23 protein-coding genes are annotated in these 20,005 nt (G+C 40.2%); 16 read left to right on the top strand and 7 right to left on the bottom strand.

Going from position 1 to position 20,005, the window contains the following annotated elements:
• Nucleotides 1-27: 27 nt before the first annotated feature.
• The 4 genes from AMD01_RS06160 to AMD01_RS06150 are packed head-to-tail and all read right to left on the bottom strand — an operon-like array spanning nt 28 to nt 3,730.
• On the bottom strand, nt 28-1,158 hold the full coding sequence (locus AMD01_RS06160) for a Ger(x)C family spore germination protein (protein ID WP_053400531.1): 1,131 nt from the start codon (nt 1,156-1,158) through the stop codon (nt 28-30).
• Entirely contained in the window at nt 1,155-2,270 is a 1,116-nt protein-coding gene (locus AMD01_RS06155; RefSeq protein ID WP_053400530.1) for a GerAB/ArcD/ProY family transporter, read from the bottom strand. The genes AMD01_RS06160 and AMD01_RS06155 overlap by 4 nt, the downstream gene beginning before the upstream one ends.
• Entirely contained in the window at nt 2,263-2,649 is a 387-nt protein-coding gene (locus AMD01_RS24900; protein WP_281176848.1) for a spore germination protein, read from the bottom strand. The genes AMD01_RS06155 and AMD01_RS24900 overlap by 8 nt, the downstream gene beginning before the upstream one ends.
• Nucleotides 2,549-3,730, bottom strand: a complete 1,182-nt coding sequence (locus AMD01_RS06150) for a spore germination protein (RefSeq protein WP_281176847.1) — start codon at nt 3,728-3,730, stop codon at nt 2,549-2,551. The genes AMD01_RS24900 and AMD01_RS06150 overlap by 101 nt, the downstream gene beginning before the upstream one ends.
• A 199-nt stretch (nt 3,731-3,929) precedes the next feature.
• Here AMD01_RS06150 and AMD01_RS06145 point away from each other — a divergent pair, with 199 nt between their 5' ends.
• From AMD01_RS06145 to AMD01_RS06120, 6 genes are all read left to right on the top strand, one after another.
• Nucleotides 3,930-4,547, top strand: coding sequence for an alpha/beta hydrolase (locus AMD01_RS06145; protein ID WP_053400529.1), 618 nt, complete (start codon nt 3,930-3,932; stop codon nt 4,545-4,547).
• Between the two features lie 378 nt (nt 4,548-4,925).
• Nucleotides 4,926-5,624, top strand: coding sequence for a polysaccharide deacetylase family protein (locus AMD01_RS06140; protein ID WP_083446445.1), 699 nt, complete (start codon nt 4,926-4,928; stop codon nt 5,622-5,624).
• A gap of 37 nt (nt 5,625-5,661) precedes the next feature.
• Nucleotides 5,662-6,267 carry a DedA family protein gene (locus tag AMD01_RS06135; RefSeq protein ID WP_053400528.1) on the top strand — a complete coding sequence of 202 codons (606 nt, stop codon included), beginning with the start codon at nt 5,662-5,664 and terminating at the stop codon, nt 6,265-6,267.
• 27 nt (nt 6,268-6,294) lie between these two features.
• Complete coding sequence (locus AMD01_RS06130; RefSeq protein WP_053400527.1) at nt 6,295-7,431, top strand: MGDG synthase family glycosyltransferase; 1,137 nt, start codon at nt 6,295-6,297, stop codon at nt 7,429-7,431.
• Between the two features lie 105 nt (nt 7,432-7,536).
• Nucleotides 7,537-8,286: an oxygen-insensitive NADPH nitroreductase gene (gene nfsA, locus AMD01_RS06125; RefSeq protein WP_053400526.1), complete on the top strand. Its 750-nt coding sequence runs from the start codon at nt 7,537-7,539 to the stop codon at nt 8,284-8,286.
• 96 nt (nt 8,287-8,382) lie between these two features.
• On the top strand, nt 8,383-9,420 hold the full coding sequence (locus AMD01_RS06120; protein WP_053400525.1) for an anthranilate phosphoribosyltransferase: 1,038 nt from the start codon (nt 8,383-8,385) through the stop codon (nt 9,418-9,420).
• 35 nt (nt 9,421-9,455) lie between these two features.
• Here AMD01_RS06120 and AMD01_RS06115 read toward each other — a convergent pair whose 3' ends face one another.
• On the bottom strand, nt 9,456-9,635 hold the full coding sequence (locus AMD01_RS06115; protein ID WP_053400524.1) for an H-type small acid-soluble spore protein: 180 nt from the start codon (nt 9,633-9,635) through the stop codon (nt 9,456-9,458).
• Nucleotides 9,636-9,753: 118 nt separating this feature from the next.
• Here AMD01_RS06115 and AMD01_RS06110 point away from each other — a divergent pair, with 118 nt between their 5' ends.
• The gene (locus AMD01_RS06110) at nt 9,754-10,416 is read left to right on the top strand and encodes an HAD family hydrolase (protein WP_053400523.1); all 663 of its coding nucleotides are present in this window, start codon (nt 9,754-9,756) and stop codon (nt 10,414-10,416) included.
• Nucleotides 10,417-10,515: 99 nt separating this feature from the next.
• Nucleotides 10,516-10,977, top strand: coding sequence for a hypothetical protein (locus AMD01_RS06105; RefSeq protein ID WP_053400522.1), 462 nt, complete (start codon nt 10,516-10,518; stop codon nt 10,975-10,977).
• Nucleotides 10,978-11,015: 38 nt separating this feature from the next.
• Here the strand turns inward: AMD01_RS06105 and AMD01_RS06100 are convergent, their stop codons facing one another.
• Together AMD01_RS06100 and AMD01_RS06095 are read right to left on the bottom strand one after the other, a co-directional pair.
• Entirely contained in the window at nt 11,016-11,492 is a 477-nt protein-coding gene (locus AMD01_RS06100) for a GNAT family N-acetyltransferase (RefSeq protein ID WP_053400521.1), read from the bottom strand.
• 104 nt (nt 11,493-11,596) lie between these two features.
• Nucleotides 11,597-11,899, bottom strand: coding sequence for a hypothetical protein (locus AMD01_RS06095; RefSeq protein WP_053400520.1), 303 nt, complete (start codon nt 11,897-11,899; stop codon nt 11,597-11,599).
• Nucleotides 11,900-12,082: 183 nt separating this feature from the next.
• Here AMD01_RS06095 and AMD01_RS06090 point away from each other — a divergent pair, with 183 nt between their 5' ends.
• The 8 genes from AMD01_RS06090 (at nt 12,083) to AMD01_RS06055 (ending at nt 19,959) form a co-directional block, all read left to right on the top strand.
• The gene (locus AMD01_RS06090; protein WP_053400519.1) at nt 12,083-12,859 is read left to right on the top strand and encodes a carotenoid biosynthesis protein; all 777 of its coding nucleotides are present in this window, start codon (nt 12,083-12,085) and stop codon (nt 12,857-12,859) included.
• The gene (locus tag AMD01_RS06085) at nt 12,828-13,544 is read left to right on the top strand and encodes a lysophospholipid acyltransferase family protein (RefSeq protein WP_053400518.1); all 717 of its coding nucleotides are present in this window, start codon (nt 12,828-12,830) and stop codon (nt 13,542-13,544) included. The genes AMD01_RS06090 and AMD01_RS06085 overlap by 32 nt, the downstream gene beginning before the upstream one ends.
• A complete protein-coding gene (locus AMD01_RS06080) occupies nt 13,541-14,641 on the top strand; it encodes a glycosyltransferase family 2 protein (protein ID WP_053400517.1) in 1,101 nt (366 codons plus the stop codon). The genes AMD01_RS06085 and AMD01_RS06080 overlap by 4 nt, the downstream gene beginning before the upstream one ends.
• Nucleotides 14,638-16,104 (top strand): phytoene desaturase family protein, encoded by a 1,467-nt coding sequence (locus AMD01_RS06075; protein ID WP_053400516.1) that lies wholly within the window; start codon nt 14,638-14,640, stop codon nt 16,102-16,104. Before AMD01_RS06080 ends, AMD01_RS06075 begins: the two co-directional genes overlap by 4 nt.
• A gap of 214 nt (nt 16,105-16,318) precedes the next feature.
• The gene (locus tag AMD01_RS06070) at nt 16,319-17,038 is read left to right on the top strand and encodes a hypothetical protein (RefSeq protein ID WP_053400515.1); all 720 of its coding nucleotides are present in this window, start codon (nt 16,319-16,321) and stop codon (nt 17,036-17,038) included.
• Nucleotides 17,039-17,151: 113 nt separating this feature from the next.
• On the top strand, nt 17,152-18,180 hold the full coding sequence (locus AMD01_RS06065) for an IS1595-like element ISBko1 family transposase (RefSeq protein ID WP_053400514.1): 1,029 nt from the start codon (nt 17,152-17,154) through the stop codon (nt 18,178-18,180).
• A 17-nt stretch (nt 18,181-18,197) separates the two neighbouring features.
• Entirely contained in the window at nt 18,198-18,710 is a 513-nt protein-coding gene (locus AMD01_RS06060; protein WP_053400513.1) for a GNAT family N-acetyltransferase, read from the top strand.
• Between the two features lie 427 nt (nt 18,711-19,137).
• The gene (locus tag AMD01_RS06055) at nt 19,138-19,959 is read left to right on the top strand and encodes a hypothetical protein (protein ID WP_053400512.1); all 822 of its coding nucleotides are present in this window, start codon (nt 19,138-19,140) and stop codon (nt 19,957-19,959) included.
• Nucleotides 19,960-20,005 lie beyond the last annotated feature (46 nt).

Here is a 20,005-nt window from a genome sequence, read left to right as displayed (position 1 = left end):
TGAACCAAGCGAGAGATCTTCTTTCATTTAGCTCAAAATTCCACTTTCAACTACGCTTACGTTCACCTTTGTATGAAAGCGAACACGCGGATAGTCTTTCTCCCAGTTAAGTTTTTTCCACTGATCAGGGTATAAGGCCATAATCCGACGACCGACACCTAATCCGTCGCAGTCCGCTTGCTGTAGCTTAACAATTACTTTTTTGGCGTCTTTTGTAAATACCTTTGTTAAGCGGGCATTCATATCTGCGATACCGCTTTGATTCATAACGTGTTGCCTCGGATATTCAATTAAGCTCACTTCGAGATTTAAGGTTACATCCACGCTAACCTCATGGTCAGGGGTGAAATGGATGTCGAGTTGACGCTTTGATTTTTCTATATTTACGGTCACATAGTCATTAATCTTTGTTGTTGAATCTTTGAACACTTTTTTCGTAATGCGTCCGTTCATTGTACTGTTTTCATCCGCTAAATGTGTAAACAGCATGGATTCATCACTTCTCAAATAGCCTTTGTATTTGGTTTCATTGAACATTGCCAAGCCTTCAATCTTTAGCATTTCATTTCCAGGCATTTTGACTAAATAAGGAACCAGCGCATCAGATCCCGGATCGAACAGGCGCGAACATAGGTATTGAATGTTCATCTCTGGTATCATCGAAACATCCTCGGCGCTTGTGATGAGATCACTAATATATTTGCTCGTAATGGGCTCAGACTTCGGGGTGATTTCTAGAAACTCAGATGCTTTTCCGTCCACCACAATAATTTTAGCTGCAAGATTGCTCATTGGATCGCGATAGTACACATCTAGATAAGCGTACAAATCTTTTTTGGCAATCTCTTTGCTCACGAGCACGACACGATTTTTACTCGTGTTAATTTGTTCTGAAATCGTCCGATCCAAATTATTCCGACTACCGCGAACAGAAGGACCGATTGAGCTGTACACCACGCTTTCAAGCTGAGGAGGTCCTTGACCGCTTGCTGTCATAATGCTCGGAATAGATGTTGTAATCTTCACTTTATCTTCATCCTTTACTAAATCCATTCCAACAGCATAGATTAATTTCGTATCTTTTAATAGGTGCTGATCCCAGCAGCCCGTTAGCAAAAGGAGAGAGAAGGGTAACAAAATAAGTCTAGCTTTTTTCATGTTGATGACTCCTTATGAGGCTGACGTTTCTTAAAGAGAACGGCCACTAGGTAGAGAAAAATCGGAACTCCCACACAACAAACAAGTCCGCCCAAATTAATAAAGTTTCCAAAAGCTTTAATTTGCAACACGTTTCTTAACAGCAAAGAGATACAAAAACTCAGGGCGCCTAATATCCAAATAAAAAACGTATGCTTCTTTTTGAAAATACTCTCTAATGAAAGAGACGCTGTATAAACAAAGCTCATGTACGAAGTCGTAACGGAAATGACCCAAATCGTCAAAAAGATTACATCAATTCGTTCAATAAACGTAAAGCTCAGTGACTTTAGCACATATAAAACTGGCTGAGGAATTAACGGAATTTCATCGGGACTGAAAAAAACGAGACATGTAAGAACCAAAAAAGTGTAGAAAATCGTCACGATGGAAGTACCGATTGTACCGGCAATAAGCTTTTGTTTTTGTGTCGCATGACTTTGGTTATGAATGACCAGCAGGGTTTCAAAACCTAGCATCGCCATCACCGCTTCTTTTGAACCGCTTAAAATATGTGTAAATCCGCTTTGACCAAAAGGCATCAGATATAAAAAGTTCACGTGCTGATAGGCGTTAATGATAATGAGTACAAGGACAATGAGCAACGAACACATAAGCACATAAAAGCGCGCAATTACTTTAATACGATCTTTAATCAAATAGAGTGATGTCAATACAACAAGCACTTTAAAAAACCACTGCGGCGTATTTTCATATAGCCAAAGCTGAATGATGTAGTTGAACATGGAAAGCACATATGCTGCCACACAAATAAAATAGATAGCAAAAACAATATTAAGTGCTTTTCCAAATACTTTTCCAAGAATAAGCTGCGCCATGTCGAACAAATTCGCGTGTGGAAAGCGCCTAATTAAAAAATAAAATAAAAAAATAAGTAGTTGAACACATAGTCCAGCAATAAGAACCGAAATCCATGCATCGGACTTTGCCTTTTCATGCAGCTGACTAGGAAGCGCGAGTAATCCTACGCCAACCTGTGTTTGAATGATAAAGGCGGTCACTTGAAGCGGCGTCAAGGTGGCTTTTCGACTTTGCTTTTCTGGATTATTCATCTTGTTTCCACTTTCTAGAGTTTTCTTCTTTTGTCTGCTGCTGTGGCTTCGCATCACTTGGACGTTTATTGAGCTTCCAAATTGGCGCGCGAATGAACGTATCTTTTAATTCCTTCCAGTGAAACGGTGCTACAGGTGAGAAATAAGGAGAGTTAAAGGTTTCTAATTTGCACAAATGAATGAGTAAGATCATAAGACAAAATACAATCCCTAGATAGCCTAACACCGTCGCCGCAATCATTAGAGGAAAGCGTAAAATTCGTATGGCTGTATTCATTTCAGGAGAAGGAACGACATAAGACGATACGGCGGTCAAGCTGACGATAATAAGCATGGTCGTTGAGACGACTCCAGCAGCTACTACCGCATCCCCAATCACAAGTCCTCCGGACAATCCCAATCGTGGCACTAATCGAGCTTGGAAGACGTATTCCGGCTTCGCGAATCAGTTCAATCGTCAATTCCATTAAAAGAGCTTCAACGAGAGGAGGATACGGCAAATTTTCTAATGAACCTTTTACTGGTAACAATAAACTTTCTGGAATGACTTCAAAGTGAAACGAGACGGTTGCGATGTAAATTGACGGCAGCGTGATGGCGATAACAAAGCTAATAAGACGAATAATTCGATAAAAGGAACCTGTTAAAAATCGGCTGTTGTAATCGTCGGGTGATCGATAAAAGGAAAAGAAGTTGGCCGGCATAATAAGAGCCGATGGACTGCCTCCACCAAAAATAACGACGCGTCCTTCCATAAGGTGAGCGATAGTTCGGTCAGGTCTCTCTGTAATTAAAATTTGCGGAAAGGGTGACCACTGCGTATCTTCAATAAATTCACTCATGTATCCAGGGGAGAACATCATGTCGACATCAATAGAATCTATTCTCGTTTTAACCTCTTCTACAAGCTCTTCTTGTGCAATATCTTTCATATACACCATGGATATTTTGCTTTTTGTTTTTTTTCCAATCGTATAATAATTAATCATTAAGTTTTTATCCTGAATTCCTTGACGGACAAGCTGAAGATTTGTATGAATATCTTCAATGAACCCTTGATGAGAGCCGCGGAGAACCTTTTCGTTATCAGGTTCGGTAATCGCGCGATTATTACCTTTGCTTGCTCCAACGAGATAGACGTGTTCGTCATTATTAATCGTAACAATGGCATAACCCTCGATCATTGCGTCAATGCATTTTCGGAATGAAACCGTCGATTTTAAGTTGGATGTAATGATACTTTCCACAAAGCTCTGCGACGAATGAATCGTAATGGGGAGTAAGACGGTTTGCTCAATTTTTTCTTCTGCAACGAGTGTTTCCAAAAAAACGATGGCTGCTTGAAATTTTTCATGCTCAATAAATCTCGTTCGTAAATCAGCTGTTGGACCAATTTCATCGTAGATCATTTGCAGGTTTTGGGTGTAATTGAGCGTAAAATCAGATTTTGTAGACGACATGAAATTCCTCCTTTCACCAGTTCTTTTATAGGTAGTATGAGAAATATATGGAAAACCATGCACGTGAATATATTCTCACTTCAAGATTCTTGAGTTGAAGTGTTTACAAATGGGGGAACCATCCGTATAATGAAAATAGATATCTTTAATTCGAGATAAATGATCGTTTCACGAACAGATGAGAAAGGATGACGAGACAATGAAGCATATTTTTCAAAAAGGAACAGATGAAGCGAAACCAGTTTTTCTTCTTCTTCATGGTACAGGGGGGACGGAAACAGACCTTTTACCAATTGCGGGCATGATTGACCCTGAGGCCTCTTTTTTAAGCGTAAGAGGAAATGTAGTGGAGAATGGGATGCCAAGATTTTTTAGACGATTACAAGAAGGCGTATTTGATATTGAAGATCTAATCCTTCGCACAAAGGAACTAAAGGACTTTATTGAAGAAGCCGCTGCTACCTATCATTTTGATCTTCAAAACGTAGTGGCCGTTGGTTACTCAAACGGTGCTAATATTGCAGGAAGTCTATTGTTTCACTATGAAAACGTGCTAAGAGGGGCGATTTTGCTACATCCGATGGTTCCTCGTCGTGGGGTGGCCCTACCATCATTAGCAAACGTACCTATATTCATTGGAGCAGGAGATAATGATCCGATTTGTCTTCCGGAAGAAACAAACGAGCTTTCATCGTTATTGACAGATGCGGGAGCAAAGGTAGCAGTTCACTGGGAATCATTTGGTCATCAGCTTACAAGAACGGAAATTGAAGCAGCAAAAGCGTGGTATGAAGAGACATTCAGTCTAGGAAGATAAAATGAGATTGATCAAAAAATGCCAGAATGGTTGTTAAAAGGTGGAAAATCTTAAGAAAAATTAAGGTTTTTCGCCTTTTTTTTCGCAATAATTAAGGAATCTTTAATCTTTCTTTCATCTTTTTGTGTCATAATAGTCTAGAATAAGCGGGATTTTTTTGGTAAATTAATTGTAATCCATGAAATAATTTTGTAATGTAAGGCATAAATATGGTGAGATTATGGTGAAATGAATTTGAAGAAAACCATTTTTTGTGGTAAAAGTGGGATATATTGTTTGTGTAGAAGGGAGGAAGCAGAATGCTAAGCTTATGACATTGTCATAAGTTTTAGGACGTTTCTTTCTGAAGAAGAGAAGGATTTCGTAAATTCTGAACGAATGATTTTGTATATTGTCATTGCACTTATTTTATGTTTTTTGATTTACTCAGTAGGAGCTACGTGGCTTTATCGAACGTACTCAACGAAAGTAATGAAAAAGGGACGCGGCCATAAGCAAATTGCTTTAACGTTTGATGATGGACCACATCCACTGTATACACCGCAATTATTAGATTTATTGGATCAGTATGAGATGAAGGCCACCTTTTTTGTCGTGGGCGCCCATGCTCAAAAACACCCTGATTTAATTCGCACGATGCAGGCGAAGGGTCATAGCATAGGAGTTCATCATCATACACATGTAAGCAATTGGTTATTAACGCCAAACGGATTAAAAAAGCAGTTAACAGCGAGTCGAGACGCTCTTCAAAAAATCACGGGTTCTCGTCCTGTTTTATATCGTCCGCCTTGGGGGCATTTTAACCTATTTACGCCTTTTGTGGCAAAAAAATGGACGATTGTGATGTGGACAGGTATTTTCGGAGATTGGAACTTAAAAACAACATCAACTGTTTTAGTTTCACGCCTTCAGCAGTCTTTAGAAGACGGAGCCATCTTCTGTTTGCATGACAATGGTGAAACGCTAGGAGCTGACGAAAAAGCACCAGAAATGATGCTAGAAGCTCTTGCGGTTTATTTACCCTATTTGGTGGAACAAGGGTATAAAAGCGTAACAATTGATACTATGCTAACATAAGGGGCTTTGTTGCAAGCGTTGGAGGTTAGAACAGAAAATGAATTTAGATGTTGTCTCACATTATATTCAAGTGTTTGGATATATCGTTATATTAATAATACTATTTTGTGGAATTGTTGGCATTCCTGCGCCTGAGGAATCATTTTTAGTTTTGCTGGGGATCTTTGTTTCAAAGCATCAATTGCATTTAACCAAAAGCATGCTGTATGCTTTTGGCGGCGTATTTTTAGGAATGATGGTGGCGTATGTGATTGGCTATTACGTCGGAACCCCATTCCTATATAAGTACGGAAAATACATTGGTTTTTCCAAGCCGCGTATGCAAAAAGCGGAGAAACAATTTAACAAGTATGGAATTTGGGCCATCTTTTTTGGCTTTTATATCCCTGGGATTCGTCAGCTCTCTCCTTATTTTGCCGGTATAAGTCGTTATCCGATTGGCATGTATACGCTTGTCTCTTTTATTGGCGGCGCTGTATGGACAGTCGTGTTTATCCTCATTGGTTACTATGTGGGAGATAAATTTGAAGTGATGTACATCGGAATCGGTATTGGTGCGCTGGTAGTGATCTACTTGATTTGGAAGTCAATTCGACGGTCAAAACAGCAAAAACAGAGAGAAATCGAGCAAACTAAAGAGTAAGGGACGCAGGAAAGGGAGGCGTAATCGTTGAGAAAGATTTTATTTTTGCCGTTATTTCAGATGCCGTCTGGGCATCATCAAGTAGCGGATGCATTAATTTCATCTTTTTTACACCGTGTAGAAAATGTGGAATGTAAAAAAGTTGATTTTTTGAGTTACTGGAACGAGCCCATTGAGCAAATGGTTTCGTCCTTCTATATGAATTGGATTCGCTTGTTTCCATCACAGTACGCACAGTTTTATAAAACGTTTATGTATACAGATCCGGAACAACAAGGCAAACATGGGAAGAAGAGACGCAATATTATTTTTGAACAAAAAATGTTGCAGCTCGTTCGTCAAGAGCAGCCGGATCTCATCGTATGTACGCACAGCTTTCCGTCCAAGCTGTTAAGTAGTTTAAAGCGCAGAGGGCTTATTTCTGTGCCGATTGCCAACGTGTATACGGACTTTTTGGTGAGTGACGTTTGGGGGAAAAAGGGAATCGATTTTCACTTCGTTCCGGATACGGAAGCAAAGCGCTATTTAGTAGAGATTCATCAAGTACCGGCATCGAAAATTTTTATTACCGGTATCCCAGTCGACGATGCGTTCCGAGTACGTACGTTCTCAAAGGTGAAACGTATTCGACCGCACATCTTAGTAGCAGGAGGGAATTCTGGCTTAGGAAAGCTACGTCCATTTCTTGAAGAGCTTAAAAAGGAATCATATTTTCATTATACTGTTTTATGCGGAAGAAATCGTAAGCTCTATGAAGAAATTAAGTCGTGGAATCAGCCTAACATTGATGCCCATTCTTATATTAAGTCTCGTCAGGAGATGAATCGTTTATATGACTCCGCTGATGCGATCGTCACCAAAGCAGGGGGAGTAACCCTTAGTGAGGCGTTTCGAAAACAGCTACCCGTTTTCATTCACTCGGCGCTACCAGGACAAGAGCAAATAAATGTCAAGCACCTTCGCAAAAAAGGATTGGTGATTGATTTAAATAAATTTATGCCGCTTGAGGATCAGCTAAAAGAAATTTTAGACGATGAAGTGGAGCATAATCGCATGATGAAACGTATTGAGAATTACCTGATGACGTTAACAGATGATGTTGTAACGACATTAAACGAACGTTTATTAGAGTGGAACGTTCCTCATATTTTAACGAGACCGTAACTTTTTATGCTGTTGCGGTCTTTTTTTGAGCACATTAGTTTATGAAGAGATGAAAAAGAGCGTAAGATATAGAAGAAGAATTATATTCGTAAGGGAGTTTTTGGAATGAATTCAACAATTGAAACATTACTACAGCATAAGTCCATTCGTAAATACGAAGATAAACCATTAACAGACGAACAAATTAAACTGATTGTTCAAAGTGCACAGGCGGCGTCTACGTCTAGCTATGTTCAAGCATACTCAATTATTGGGATCAAAGACAAAGAAAAGAAGAAAAAGCTTGCTGAGCTAGCAGGTCATCAGCCATATGTAGCTGAAAATGGCCATTTCTTTGTTTTCTGCGCTGATTTCCATCGCCACGACGTGATCGCAGTGATGCACAATCACGATTTATCGACTTCACTTCAAAGCACGGAAAAATTCATGGTTGCGTTAATTGATGCAGCGCTTGCGGCACAAAACGCGTCGGTTGCCGCAGAATCAATGGGCCTAGGGATTTGCTACATCGGCGGTCTTCGCAATCAGCTTGACGAAGTCGTTGAGGTGCTAAAAACGCCTGATCATGTGGTCCCTTTATTCGGGTTGACAGTCGGATACCCTGCTCAAGATCCAGATGTGAAGCCACGTCTCCCACTTGAGCACGTGTATCATGAAGAAGAATATCAGCAGAATCAAGACGTGTACAAGCAGCAATTAAAAAAATATGACGATGAAATTTCGGCCTATTATCACGAGCGTACGAACGGTGAGCGCAACGATACGTGGACAGGTCAGATGGCTCATATGCTTTCAAAACCAACTCGTATGTATATGAAAGAATTTGTTCAAAAGAAACATTTTGATACGAAGTAATGGAAGAAGAGGGAGAGCCCTCTTCTTTTTTTGTTTGACCTGCCTAAAAATTCATACTATTATTACGTTACATCATAAAAGAGAGGGAGTTATGCAGTGCAGCAGTGGATTAAGGAAGTAGCGAGAGGAAAACGAGGGGCGCACGATTTAACATACGAACAAGCAAAAGAAGCTGCAGCAGCCATTGTGTCAGGGGCATCATCTGATATTCAAACAACGGCCTTTTTTATTGGACAGCGGATCAAAACAGAATCAGCAGAAGAGCTACAGGCATTTGTAGAAGCTTATAGTGAAGCAACAGAAAAAGTACCGTTAACGGAAGCGCTAAGGGAAAAAGCGATTGATTTTGCAGGTCCTTATGCAGGGAGAAATTCTTTTTTGGCAACGCTGTCCGTTTCTTTGTTGCTAGCGGCTCGTGGCATTCCGGCCTTTTTACATAGCAGTGATGCACTGCCTCCGAAATACGGAACGACGATAAAAGCACTGTTACATACGCTAGGCGTGTCTGTTACGCGCACACCTGAAGAGGAGGGCGCGGTACTAGAAGAGCTGAAGATTGGATTTGTTGATACGGAGAGATACAGTGAGGCACTTCATCGTGCTCGTATGATGCGAACAGAGATTGGCGTACGAACGGTTTTAAATACGGTCGAAAAACTGCTGAATGTATCAGGCTCACGTTCAATTATGCTCGGTGCCTTCCACCGGACCGCCATTAATAAAATGCTTCCAATCTTTTCATCGATGAACTATTCACATGCGTATATTGTACAAGGAATTGAAGGATCAGAGGATGTACCCGTTCACCGAAATAGCTTTGTTTTCCATGTGACAAATGGTGTAGCAGATTCCTTTATCGTACAGCCCCGTGATTATGAATTATCCGTTGAGGAAGAAAGCTTTCCGAAGCAGTTGACCCTAGAGGAGCAGGTTAACATCACACGATCAATTCTAAAAGGGGATCAGACGTCTGCTCTTTTACCACACTACAATCAGGTCGTACTGAATGCGGGTCTTCGCTACTATCTATTTGGTTATGAAAAAAGCATTGAAGAGGGTATTCAATATGCGAAAAATCAGTTGAAATCAGGGATAGGCTATACGCAATTGGAAAAGTGGAAAGAGTGGAGATAAATGAAAGAACCGCTGGCGAAGTCAGCGGTTCTCCCTCATTTTTCTTTTAATTTTTTTAATGGGACAATTTGAACGTTTTCGTGATTGTCGCATTCATAGACGGTTACCTCTTCTTTTGGTTCGTTAATATCTTGTAGCATGACATTTTTTCCGTTGAATACGACTGGAATATAGTCATTGCCTTGCATAATTTCTTGAGCACGTCCAGCTTTCATCGTTATCACTCCCTACGCTTGTTAGTATGAGTTGTGGAGACGTATTTTAATCGATAAAAGCTGTGTATGAACAAATCCGTTTTGTTATATTAATAAGGGAGACAAAGGAGGAATTTAAATGAAAGCGATTATTTTTGATTTTGACGGAACGATTTTAGACACGGAATCTCCATGGTTTGATATATACAAGGAAATTGCCGAGTTGTATGGAACGACCTTACCGTTAGAGGTGTGGGGAAAATGTGTTGGAACAAGCGATAAAGCCTATTATGAATTTTTGGAAGAACAAGTGGGCGAAAAGCTTGATATGGATAAAATTGGCGTGCTGAGAAAACAGAAGCATGAAGCTTTTATGGAAACTCAGGATTTGCGTCCTGGCGTTAGGGCGTATATTGAAGCAGCAAAAGAAGCGGGCTATAAGCTTGCGATTGCTTCAAGTTCGAACTACGCATGGGTGTCAAAATTTCTTGCTAAATTCGACTTGGCCAATTATTTTGAGGTCGTAGCAACAAGCGATCACGTGACGAACATTAAGCCTGATCCGGAGCTCTATAAGTTAGCGCTTGAAAAATTAGGGGTTACAGCAGAAGAAGCAATGGCGTTTGAAGACTCACCGAACGGGACGCGTGCTGCTAAGGCAGCAGGAATTCAAACGGTCATTGTGCCGAATCCAGCAACGGCTTCACTAACGTTTGATGAATATGATTACAAGCTGCAGTCGATGGATGAATTGACGCTATCAGAGCTGTTAGATGAATTATCTTCGAAGAAAAGCGTATAAGAACGTGCAAAACTCCCTACATAAGCGAGGGAGTTTTACAATGTTTTGCATAAAATCCATCTCTTCTCCCACACTAAGTAATAAAAAGGGACGGATTTGATGGAGCGAATTGAACGGTTATTTTGGAGCATTGCGCTACCTGGATTTGGGCAGCTGCTAAATAAACAGTACGTAAAAGGGGTTTTATTTGTTTTATTAGAGGTCATTATTAACGTAGAATCCCATTTTAACAAAGCAATTCAACTCAGTTTTTTAGGTGAAACAAAAGAAGCACATATGATCATTGATTATCAATGGATTTTATTCTACCCGTGTCTTTATTTTTTTGCGATGTGGGATGCGTTTAAATTTGCGAAGGCGACTCCACCCCCACCGTATTCATTTTTACCTTTTGCATTTTGTGCCTATATCGTAACAACTGGTGTCTTTTATGCCCCGAAAGTACATATAGACGGTATTTTTTTTGGCCCTATTTGGTTTCCGATGATTTGTGTTCTGCCAGGGTTAATCGTTGGATTACTTTTTCAATCATTAGCGCTATTGAAAAAAAGAAAGACGTAAAAAAACTTGAGATGATTTTCCTCAAGTTTTTGTCTTTTTTACGAGCATTCACGTTTATAAAAAATAAGTGTTGCAAGGTCATTCAACGGCTTCGTTTGACCGGTTTTCACATAGCCCAGTTTCTCATATAAATAACAGTTTCCTACTTCCTCTTGAATAGTCGCAAGCTCCCAGCTCGTCGCTTGTGGGAATTGGGCCTCTACAAGCTTCATCGCCGCTTGTGCAACGCCTTTTCCCTGGTAAGTAGGTAAGATAAAAATAGGGCTAATCCAAGGCGCTGAAGGTGTGTCGTTCCATACAACGCGAATCGCTCCGACTAATAAATCGTCTGCCATAATTTTGAAATATATGCCAGATGGATGCTCAATGCGTTTTAATACGCGATCAACGCTTTCATTTGCGGGGCTAGTCTGATAGTCATGGTATTTGTGAAGCAAAGGAGTGAAAGCTTCAACTTGTATGTTAAAGATGGAGTAAGCGTCTTTGCTGACCGCTTTTTCTAAACGGATGTTCATTGTGAATCTCCCTTGTGTTTTTATACTTATATTACCATGTTTGTTATAAACTGAACATTTGTTGTGTGCTTGGAATAGAGCAGATGGACAGGAACTTTTTGCTTTTATTTCGCGAGCATTTTTTTTTGTGGTTGCTTTATAAGGTGCACGAAATCGATGACAATCGAAAACAATAGAATGATCACGCTTGCAAGATTGATGGGAAGACTGATAAACATCATCCCCATGCCACTAAACCCACTTACGGCAAAAATCCCCGCTACAATTCCGGTAAAAGATAGGAAAAAGACAATGAAGGCTGGCATATAATGAAAATACGCTTGTCCTTTGAACCGCTTTCTCAAGCAATATGTAATGGTAAACAAAACGAGGAGAGTGAGTGCTCCAAGTGTCAAAAATTCTGTCATCTTACGTCCTCCTTTATGAAACAGAATGCTTTCATCGTAACACAAGAAACGGTAAAATATTCTAAAGTAGACGAACCTTCCAAAGATCTGACAAAACTAGTGTTCTTTCATGGCACATTGAGGTTGGGATGTCGAGAAAAGGTAGGATAGAATAAAGGTTCACAAAGGGGAGGTAATAATGTAGTGGCAAACGGTGTTTATCGATTTTTTCTCATTTGGTACATATGTGGCTTACTGCTAGTAGGCTTTGATATACTGCCGCCTTGGCTAGAATGGGCGAACGCGGTGTTTCTCTATGTAAGTGGTCTGCTTGCGTTTATCTATTTAGCTAAAGTATACGGAAAATGGCTAGCCCTCGGGGTATCTGTTTTCGTCATGGCATCGTCCATTTTCGCAGAAGGTCTTGGCGTCCATTACGGATTAATTTTCGGTCAGTATCATTATGAAAAGGATTTTGGCATTCAAGTATACGGCGTTCCGCTAACCATCGGAACCGCATGGCTTATGGTCGTCGTGACAAGCCGCGTGATTGTTAGACGAATGGTGCCAAGGGCAGGTTGGTTTTTCTATACGATCATGACGTCTATTTTAGCGGTGATGATGGATTTAATGATTGATCCGGTTGCCTACGTTATCAAAGAGTATTGGGTGTGGAGTGGCACAGGGGCTTATTATGGCATTCCGCTTCAAAACTTTTTCGGCTGGTTTTTCGTCTCAGCTGTGATTCAAACGGTACTATACTTAGTACTAGAGAAGCGACCATCTGTCCACTCGGAAACGTGGGAAAAGAGAATGGTCGTACTATATATCTTAATTGTCAGCATGTTTGGCTTTATTTCGTTAATGGAAGGGTTATATATGGCCCTGCTAGTCACAGGGATTCCGCTTCTCGTGATGATGAGCCTGTATGCGAAAGGAGTGAAACAGATTGATTTATCCAACAAAGAGTCCATTCTTTGAGCGTCTTTTGACCCGTTTTGTCCATCATCAGCTGAAAAAGCATTTTTACCGCGTGCATTATCAAGAGGCTTATTCACCACCTAAAAATGAAGCGACGATCTTTATCGTGAATCATTCGAATTGGTGGGATGGACTTGTTTTATTTTACATAAACGCAGTTAAAATTAAGCACGATAGCTACGCTATGATGTCGGAGGAGGGGATGAAATCCTTCTCCTTTTTTAAAAAAATTGGAGCTTTTTCAGTGAATCCCACATCTCCAAAGCACGTATTAAAATCGCTTCAATTTGCTAAGAAGCTGTTGGGGGATAAAAAAAGCGTTTGGATTTTCCCGCAAGGTCAGGAGGAACATCAGGAGAAGCGCCCCTTGACGTTTGCTTCTGGAACATCTTACCTGGTCGATCAAGTACAGTCCGTACGTGTCATCCCGGTCAGCTTTTACTATACGTATCATCACGACCAGCGACCCGAGCTCTACGTGTATACGGGAAATCCGATTTCGTTTCACCCGAACGAGACGCGCGCTGAATTAACAAGCACAATGGCAAGTAAATTAACAGACCAGCTTGATGAAGTGAAATCGTTTGTTATAGAAGAAAAGAATACCGGCTACGAAACGATTGTCTCAGGTTATAAAACCATTAGCGAGTGGTTGACGTGGTGGAAAGGAAGGGGAAAAAAATGATCGTTTATTTACTAATTGCCTGTTTCTTTTTGATTGGAACGGCAGTCAACGTATGGTTTACGCCGTCAGTGAGACGCGCGTATACTCCTTCTGATTCACCCCTTGTCTCCGTTTTGATTCCAATGCGTAACGAAGAGCGAAACGTAGACGAACTGATGCAATCCGTCCAAAGCTTAACATATCCGAATCTCGAAATCCTTGTCTTAAACGATCAATCGACAGACCGGACAGGTGAGAAGCTTGAAATGCACATGAAAGACGACAAGCGAATTCATGTGATGAACGGAAAACAGCTTCCAGACGGATGGGTTGGTAAAGTTCATGCCTGCCATCAGCTCTCAAGTGCTGCAACAGGTGAATACTTGCTGTTTATTGATGCCGATGTTCGTCTAAAGTCAGATACGGTTGAAAAAGTTCTTGGGCTTAGTCAAGAGAAAGAAGCAGGGCTTGTCACAGGATTTCCTAAATTTCCGGTGCGGACGTTTCTTGAAAAGCTTCTCGTCCCCATGCAACATTTTGTCGTGTATACGCACTTGCCTATTCTAATCGCAAATAAAACAACGTGGCCAGCCGCTACGGCTGCTCACGGAGCCTTTATGTTTTTTGAAAAAGGTGCCTATGAGAAAATAGGTGGTCATACGAGCGTTCAACATTCGCTTGTAGAGGATGTACATATTGCCCGAACGATGAAACAAAAAGGAATTCCCGTTTTGCTAGCGAACGTAACTTCACACGTGACGTGCTACATGTATGAGACGAACAAGGAGGTGTGGAGTGGCTTTGCGAAAAATATTTATACAGGACTGGGTCGCTCTCCTATTGCTGTGTGTATCGTTGCACTTTTTTATGCGATGCTCTATATAGGTTCGTTTGGATTGTTTTTTGTAGGGCTGTTTTCGCATCAGTGGCTGTATGTTCTACCGTTTATCGTGACGCTTTTGCAACGACTTCTCATTGACCGATCAACGAGGCAACGTCCGTTTCTTTTTTTGACGATGCCTGCTGCAGCCTGTGCGCTGATCGCGATGATGATCTATTCAATGACGGTGAGCCTCAAGAAAAAAGGGTACGAATGGAAAGGAAGACGATATCAATGAAACGAGTCGTAATTATTGGAGCAGGACTAGGGGGCCTTGCAGCGGCCGTTCTGCTTCAGAAAAAAGGGTTTTCAGTTACAGTTATTGAGAAAAATGAGCACCCGGGCGGTAAGATGATGCCTGTTAAGCTCGGAGACTATGAATTTGACTTTGGGCCGAATACGATGACGATGCCAGCCGTTTTTAATCGTGTCATTGAGGAAGCAGGAGAAAGACCAGAGGATTACTTAGAGTGGATTAAGCTTGATCATCACACAAACAACCATTTTAGTGATGGAACGACGTTTGCGATGACGACCGATCGAGAGAAGATGCTGACACAATTTTCCCAGCTTGACGTAACGGCTAAGCAGATGTACGAAAAGTATTTGGCAGAAATTGAGCGTCTTTATACAATATCCGAGCAGGAGTTCTTCTACCGAACGTTTACCTCTTGGAGAGACTATCTTGATCCGAAGTTATTCCGCGCTTTAACGAGCGTACGGCCCCTACAGTCGATGGAGGCGTTTCATCGCCACTATTTCCAAAATGAACAAATCCGCTGGGCGTTTAATCGCTACGCAACGTACATCGGCTCGTCCCCGTACGTATCGCCTGCGACGTTTTCGCTTATCGGTCATTTGGAGATGACGGACGGGGTTTACTATGTAAAAGGTGGAAATACGACCATTGCAGAATCATTTGCACGTATTTTTCAAAAGCTTGGCGGGGATTTGCGTTTAGGAACAAAAGTGTTGTCAGTGGACGTGGAGCAAAAGCGAGCGAAAGGGGTCAAGCTAGACAATGGCGATGCGCTCTCAGCCGACTTCGTGGTGATGAACGGTGATCTTCTCTCCGTCTATCCGGAACTAGTAGCGGAAGAGGATCGCCCGCACTTTTCCGACCAGAAGATCGCCCATTTTGAGCCGTCCATTTCAGCGTATGTGATTTTAGCAGGAACAAAAACAAGGAATCCGAATCTCATTCATCATCAGGTATATTTCACAGATGATTATCAAAACGAATTTAGGGAACTATTTGATAAGCGAACGTATCCGACAGATCCGACTATCTATGTGTGTAACTCGTCGTACACAGATCGCAATCGAGCGCCTGGTGATAATTTATTTATTTTAGTGAATGCGCCTGCCTTAACGAAAGAAAACGAAGAGATGGGAGGAAACTATAAGGCTGTTGTTTACGAGAAACTAAAACGATTTGGCATCGATGTACAAGCAGATCTAGTCGAGGAAAAGGTTATCACTCCGGGCGAAATTAAAAGCCGCTTTTCAGCTTATAAAGGAGCTCTTTATGGGGTGAGCTCGAATCGGAAAATAGATAGCTTTTTGCGACCGAGCAATCAATCAAAGGATATTAAAAACGTGTATTTTACAGGAGGAACCACGCATCCAGGCGGAGGATCTCCGATGGTCACGATCAGTGGGATGAACGTCGCAAAACTGATTGAAGAATGTGTAAAATAACGGGAAGATCTCTCCATATTTTTCTCGAACTATATTCATTTGACAATTCTTCTTTTTTTTCGTTACTATTAGTAGGTGCTAGTTCCAAGTATAGATTAAGAAAAAAGTGAGTACTTCATCAGTTGGAATAGATAGCAATAATCAAAAGAACGATCATCGTCAGTAATGCAGACATTATTGATAGACTAATTGTGAAAAGGTGATTACATACTGCATGATTTGGTACATACTATTATTCTTACTCATTTTTCTTATCCGACCGTTTGTGGAAAACGTTACGGTATCACGAACGCTGTCTGAAAGAAAGAAAGTGCAGTTTTATCGTGAACAGTTTTTAGCGTATCTCGTGGTACTTGTAGTATTTATTTTTATCGTAACAATGTTTCATATACCGCTTGTAGAATTAGGCTGGAAAGGTGTTTACTTAGACACGGTAAGAGAAACAAAGGCATTTCCTTCTTTAGTGAAATTTTTGCTGATGGTTGGCTTTGTGTTCTTCATCCTTTTATCATTCGGTATTCAGTGGATGAAGGATCACGGAGAGTCGATCTTTGAAAAAGAAGAGCTTCCAAAGTCGGTAGAAGTGACATTCCCAGATACGTTAAAAGAAAAGCAATGGTGGTTTGCTTTTGTTGGGATTTCAAGTATTGTCGAAAGTGTTGTTTACGTACCGTACTGCATTTATTTCTTTGTTCATGTTTTACATATTCATAACAGCTGGCTATTATCGCTAGGAACGGCTGTTGTCTACTTTTCGTCACAACTTGCATTTAAGCGAGACCGCTTAAGCATTCAAACGTTTTTAGTGGGGGCTTATCTAGCTGGCGTATACATCGTCACAGAATCTGTCCTAATTCTTGTCTTGTTTTTTGCGCTCAGCTTTTTGGTGTACGATGTGTATCAACAAGACCGTGAATTAAAAGCTGCCTCTTAATGAGGTAGCTTTTTTTATGCAAGGCTCTGTTAAAGGTAATTGTTGATATTTGATTACTCCCCGAATTCTTAGTATAATTACCGAAAGAACATACATTCGGTGAGGTGAGAAGGTTGAGTAAAGCGTTCAATAATCTACTAAAACATATCGATGGTTTGTCACACACAGAAAAAGAACGTATTTTTCAATGGGTTAAACGCTATGTTGAACCTTCTTCATCTGTTGGTGGTCGTCTTATCAATGAAATGAGGGAAACTCGTTTTAACGAAGGATTTGAATGCCCTCATTGTGCATCTGAACACGTTGTTAGGTTTGGAAAATATAATAGTCGCCAACGCTACCGTTGTAAGTGTTGCAGTAAGACATTCACCGACACAACCAATACTGTTCTTTACCGAACAAGAAAAGGCAATGAATGGATTACATTTGTGGATTGTATGTTCAAGGGTTATTCGCTACGAAAATCTGCCGAAATCGTAGGGGTTACTTGGGTTACACTTTTTTATTGGAGACACAAACTATTAAGTGCCTTGAAGCAATTGGATTTTGAGCAATTTGAAGGTATCGTTGAAGTTGACGAAACCTATTTCCTATACTCTGAAAAAGGTAAGCGAGGCATTTCTGACCGCAAACCTCGTAAGCGTGGAGGAAAATCTAAACATAGAGGAATTAGCCACGAACAGGTCTGCGTACTTGTTGCCAGAGACCGAACCAAGGCAACCGTCTCCAAAGTCGCTTGTATGGGTCGGGTTGTGAAAACTAAGGTCGATAATATGATTGGCTCTAAACTATCGCCTGAAAATGTACTTGTAACAGACGCTTGGAGAGCTTATAAAACCTACGCAAGGGAAAAAGGAATAGAACATTATCGAATTAAATCAAATGATGGAAAGCACGTTATTAAAGGCTTGTACCACATTCAGAATGTAAATGGACTTCATTCTCGTATGAAACAGTGGTTAGACCGCTTTAAAGGTGTGGCTACAAAATATCTCGATAATTACCTGTCTTGGTTTTTGTTCATTGATAGTCGTAGTAATGAAAGCACTAAACACAATATCAAAGAATTCTTGTTATCATCATTTGTATTTGAAATGACAGATACTTATGATACTTTACGTTTGTCTAAATTCAATATATAAAGGATGGGGAAATAGGAATGAATGCTAATAAGAACATTTCACAGTGCTTAAAGATAAGACCTTTAACCATAAATGATTATGAAACTGTATTGAAATGGAGCAAGGATGACTCTTTTTGCTCAGCTAATGGATGGGACTTAAATAGAAGCCCTGAAGAAGTATATAGTTGGTGGCTCAAATGTGTTAATAATGTAGCTGAAGATTTTATCAGAATGGGAATAGAGCTTAACGAGAAATTAATCGGTTATGCAGATTTAGCCTGTATTAAAGATAATACTGCTGAGTTAGGTATTGCAATTGGAGAAAGTGGGTTGTGGGGAAAAGGGCTTGGATATAATTCTGCCATATGTATGATGGAGTATGCCTCAAAGAAATTAGGAATTACAACTTTTAACGCAGAAACACACGAAGCCAATGTTCGTTCACGAAAAATGCTTCAAAAGATAGGATTTAAGGAAATTAGTAGATTGGGTAGCGAAGAATATTTAGGGATGAACAGCCAACTAATACAATACAAACTAAATTTATAACGGGGAACCCCCAGTTTATAGATTCCCCCATATATTTCTTTCTAAAATCAACATTAAAATTTAACAGAGCCTTATGCAAAAAAAAGCGGAATTACAGCTTCTTACCTTGAGGGTTGGTAAGAAGCACGCAATTCCGCTAGGAGTACACCCACAAGAGCAACTCCTAAAGCATGAAAAAGGGTTTTGGGTTTCGACTATTAGACGCTATAGGGATACAAAAAGTTACGCTTTTTTTGAAAAAAAATAATTATGATTCTTTTGGACTATAATTATTTTTAATATGGTAGACAAAGAATTAGTACAGGTCTTTTTCAAAAATCATTTCAAAGTCTTTTTTTAAATACTTTTTCTCATCATATTCATTTACTATGAAATATAAAGAAGCAAATGGGTCTTTTTAACGAATCATGAGATTGGAGAGGGAAAAATGGATACAGAAGCGTTTCATAGGCTTTGTCACTCATCGGATGACTACACGTGGATTGAACAGAAAAATTCTCAAATCATTAATGGGAATGTGACGTTTACCGAAATTGATGCAATGAATAATCTTGAAAACCTAGATTGTGTAAAAATTTATGGGCTGAAGCAGGAGGCGTTTGATTATTTTGTGCGAACACAGGGACATAAATCCAGAGCCATTATGTTTTGGAAAAACAAGCTTGTGGAGGATTGGTCCAGTCTATCAACGCTAAAAAATGTAGAGTTTATTGGTTTTTTTCACAACCAACGTATTACTGAACTATGGGATATGCAAGAAAATCAGTCGTCGAAGGGGTTATATATTAGCGATTTTACACGCCTGCATTCTCTAGAAGGAATACAGTTTGCACCTTCTTTAGAAAGAGTCTTTTTTGGAGATGCTGTCTGGCCTACAAGTGCCCTAGATAATTTAAGCAGTTTAGAAAGACATCCAACGTTAAAGGAATTTACATTTTCAGGGAAAGGAATCAAAGAAGAGGATCTCTCTATTTATACGACCATCCCCCACCTTGAAGTGCTAGATTTTTCTCCTAAGCTGTATACTACGGAGCAACTAGCATGGTTAACAGCCATGCTTCCGAACGTCAAAGGATACGCTTTACGACCATATATTCAGCTACAAAATTCTTATGGAGAAAAAGATGTGCTTATATGTGGAAAACGAAAGCCGAGTTTATCGTCTGAGAAAGATCAACTCAAAATTCAAAAATATGGTACTAAATTTCAAGAGCTTGTTCAGAAGGTAGGCAATGAAGAGTTTATTTAAAGAAAGCATGATTAAGAAAAAAGCCACATTCCAAAAGGGGGAATGC

It is taken from the genome of Priestia koreensis (genome assembly GCF_001274935.1).
Classification (GTDB): Bacteria; Bacillota; Bacilli; order Bacillales; family Bacillaceae_H; genus Bacillus_AG; species Bacillus_AG koreensis.
The sequence above is the reverse complement of the archived record's forward strand: the minus strand, read 5'-3'. Positions and strand labels throughout refer to the sequence as shown.

What these genes read in the sequence shown, in the direction of transcription:
- AMD01_RS06160 (WP_053400531.1), bottom strand. Translation starts at nt 1,158, where the DNA reads ATGAAAAAAGCTAGACTTATTTTGTTACCCTTCTCTCTCCTTTTGCTA.
- AMD01_RS06155 (WP_053400530.1), bottom strand. Translation starts at nt 2,270, where the DNA reads ATGAATAATCCAGAAAAGCAAAGTCGAAAAGCCACCTTGACGCCGCTT.
- AMD01_RS06150 (WP_281176847.1), bottom strand. Translation starts at nt 3,730, where the DNA reads ATGTCGTCTACAAAATCTGATTTTACGCTCAATTACACCCAAAACCTG.
- AMD01_RS06145 (WP_053400529.1), top strand. Translation starts at nt 3,930, where the DNA reads ATGAAGCATATTTTTCAAAAAGGAACAGATGAAGCGAAACCAGTTTTT.
- AMD01_RS06140 (WP_083446445.1), top strand. Translation starts at nt 4,926, where the DNA reads ATGATTTTGTATATTGTCATTGCACTTATTTTATGTTTTTTGATTTAC.
- AMD01_RS06135 (WP_053400528.1), top strand. Translation starts at nt 5,662, where the DNA reads ATGAATTTAGATGTTGTCTCACATTATATTCAAGTGTTTGGATATATC.
- nfsA (WP_053400526.1), top strand. Translation starts at nt 7,537, where the DNA reads ATGAATTCAACAATTGAAACATTACTACAGCATAAGTCCATTCGTAAA.
- AMD01_RS06115 (WP_053400524.1), bottom strand. Translation starts at nt 9,635, where the DNA reads ATGAAAGCTGGACGTGCTCAAGAAATTATGCAAGGCAATGACTATATT.
- AMD01_RS06110 (WP_053400523.1), top strand. Translation starts at nt 9,754, where the DNA reads ATGAAAGCGATTATTTTTGATTTTGACGGAACGATTTTAGACACGGAA.
- AMD01_RS06105 (WP_053400522.1), top strand. Translation starts at nt 10,516, where the DNA reads ATGGAGCGAATTGAACGGTTATTTTGGAGCATTGCGCTACCTGGATTT.
- AMD01_RS06100 (WP_053400521.1), bottom strand. Translation starts at nt 11,492, where the DNA reads ATGAACATCCGTTTAGAAAAAGCGGTCAGCAAAGACGCTTACTCCATC.
- AMD01_RS06095 (WP_053400520.1), bottom strand. Translation starts at nt 11,899, where the DNA reads ATGACAGAATTTTTGACACTTGGAGCACTCACTCTCCTCGTTTTGTTT.
- AMD01_RS06080 (WP_053400517.1), top strand. Translation starts at nt 13,541, where the DNA reads ATGATCGTTTATTTACTAATTGCCTGTTTCTTTTTGATTGGAACGGCA.
- AMD01_RS06075 (WP_053400516.1), top strand. Translation starts at nt 14,638, where the DNA reads ATGAAACGAGTCGTAATTATTGGAGCAGGACTAGGGGGCCTTGCAGCG.
- AMD01_RS06070 (WP_053400515.1), top strand. Translation starts at nt 16,319, where the DNA reads ATGATTTGGTACATACTATTATTCTTACTCATTTTTCTTATCCGACCG.
- AMD01_RS06060 (WP_053400513.1), top strand. Translation starts at nt 18,198, where the DNA reads ATGAATGCTAATAAGAACATTTCACAGTGCTTAAAGATAAGACCTTTA.
- AMD01_RS06055 (WP_053400512.1), top strand. Translation starts at nt 19,138, where the DNA reads ATGGATACAGAAGCGTTTCATAGGCTTTGTCACTCATCGGATGACTAC.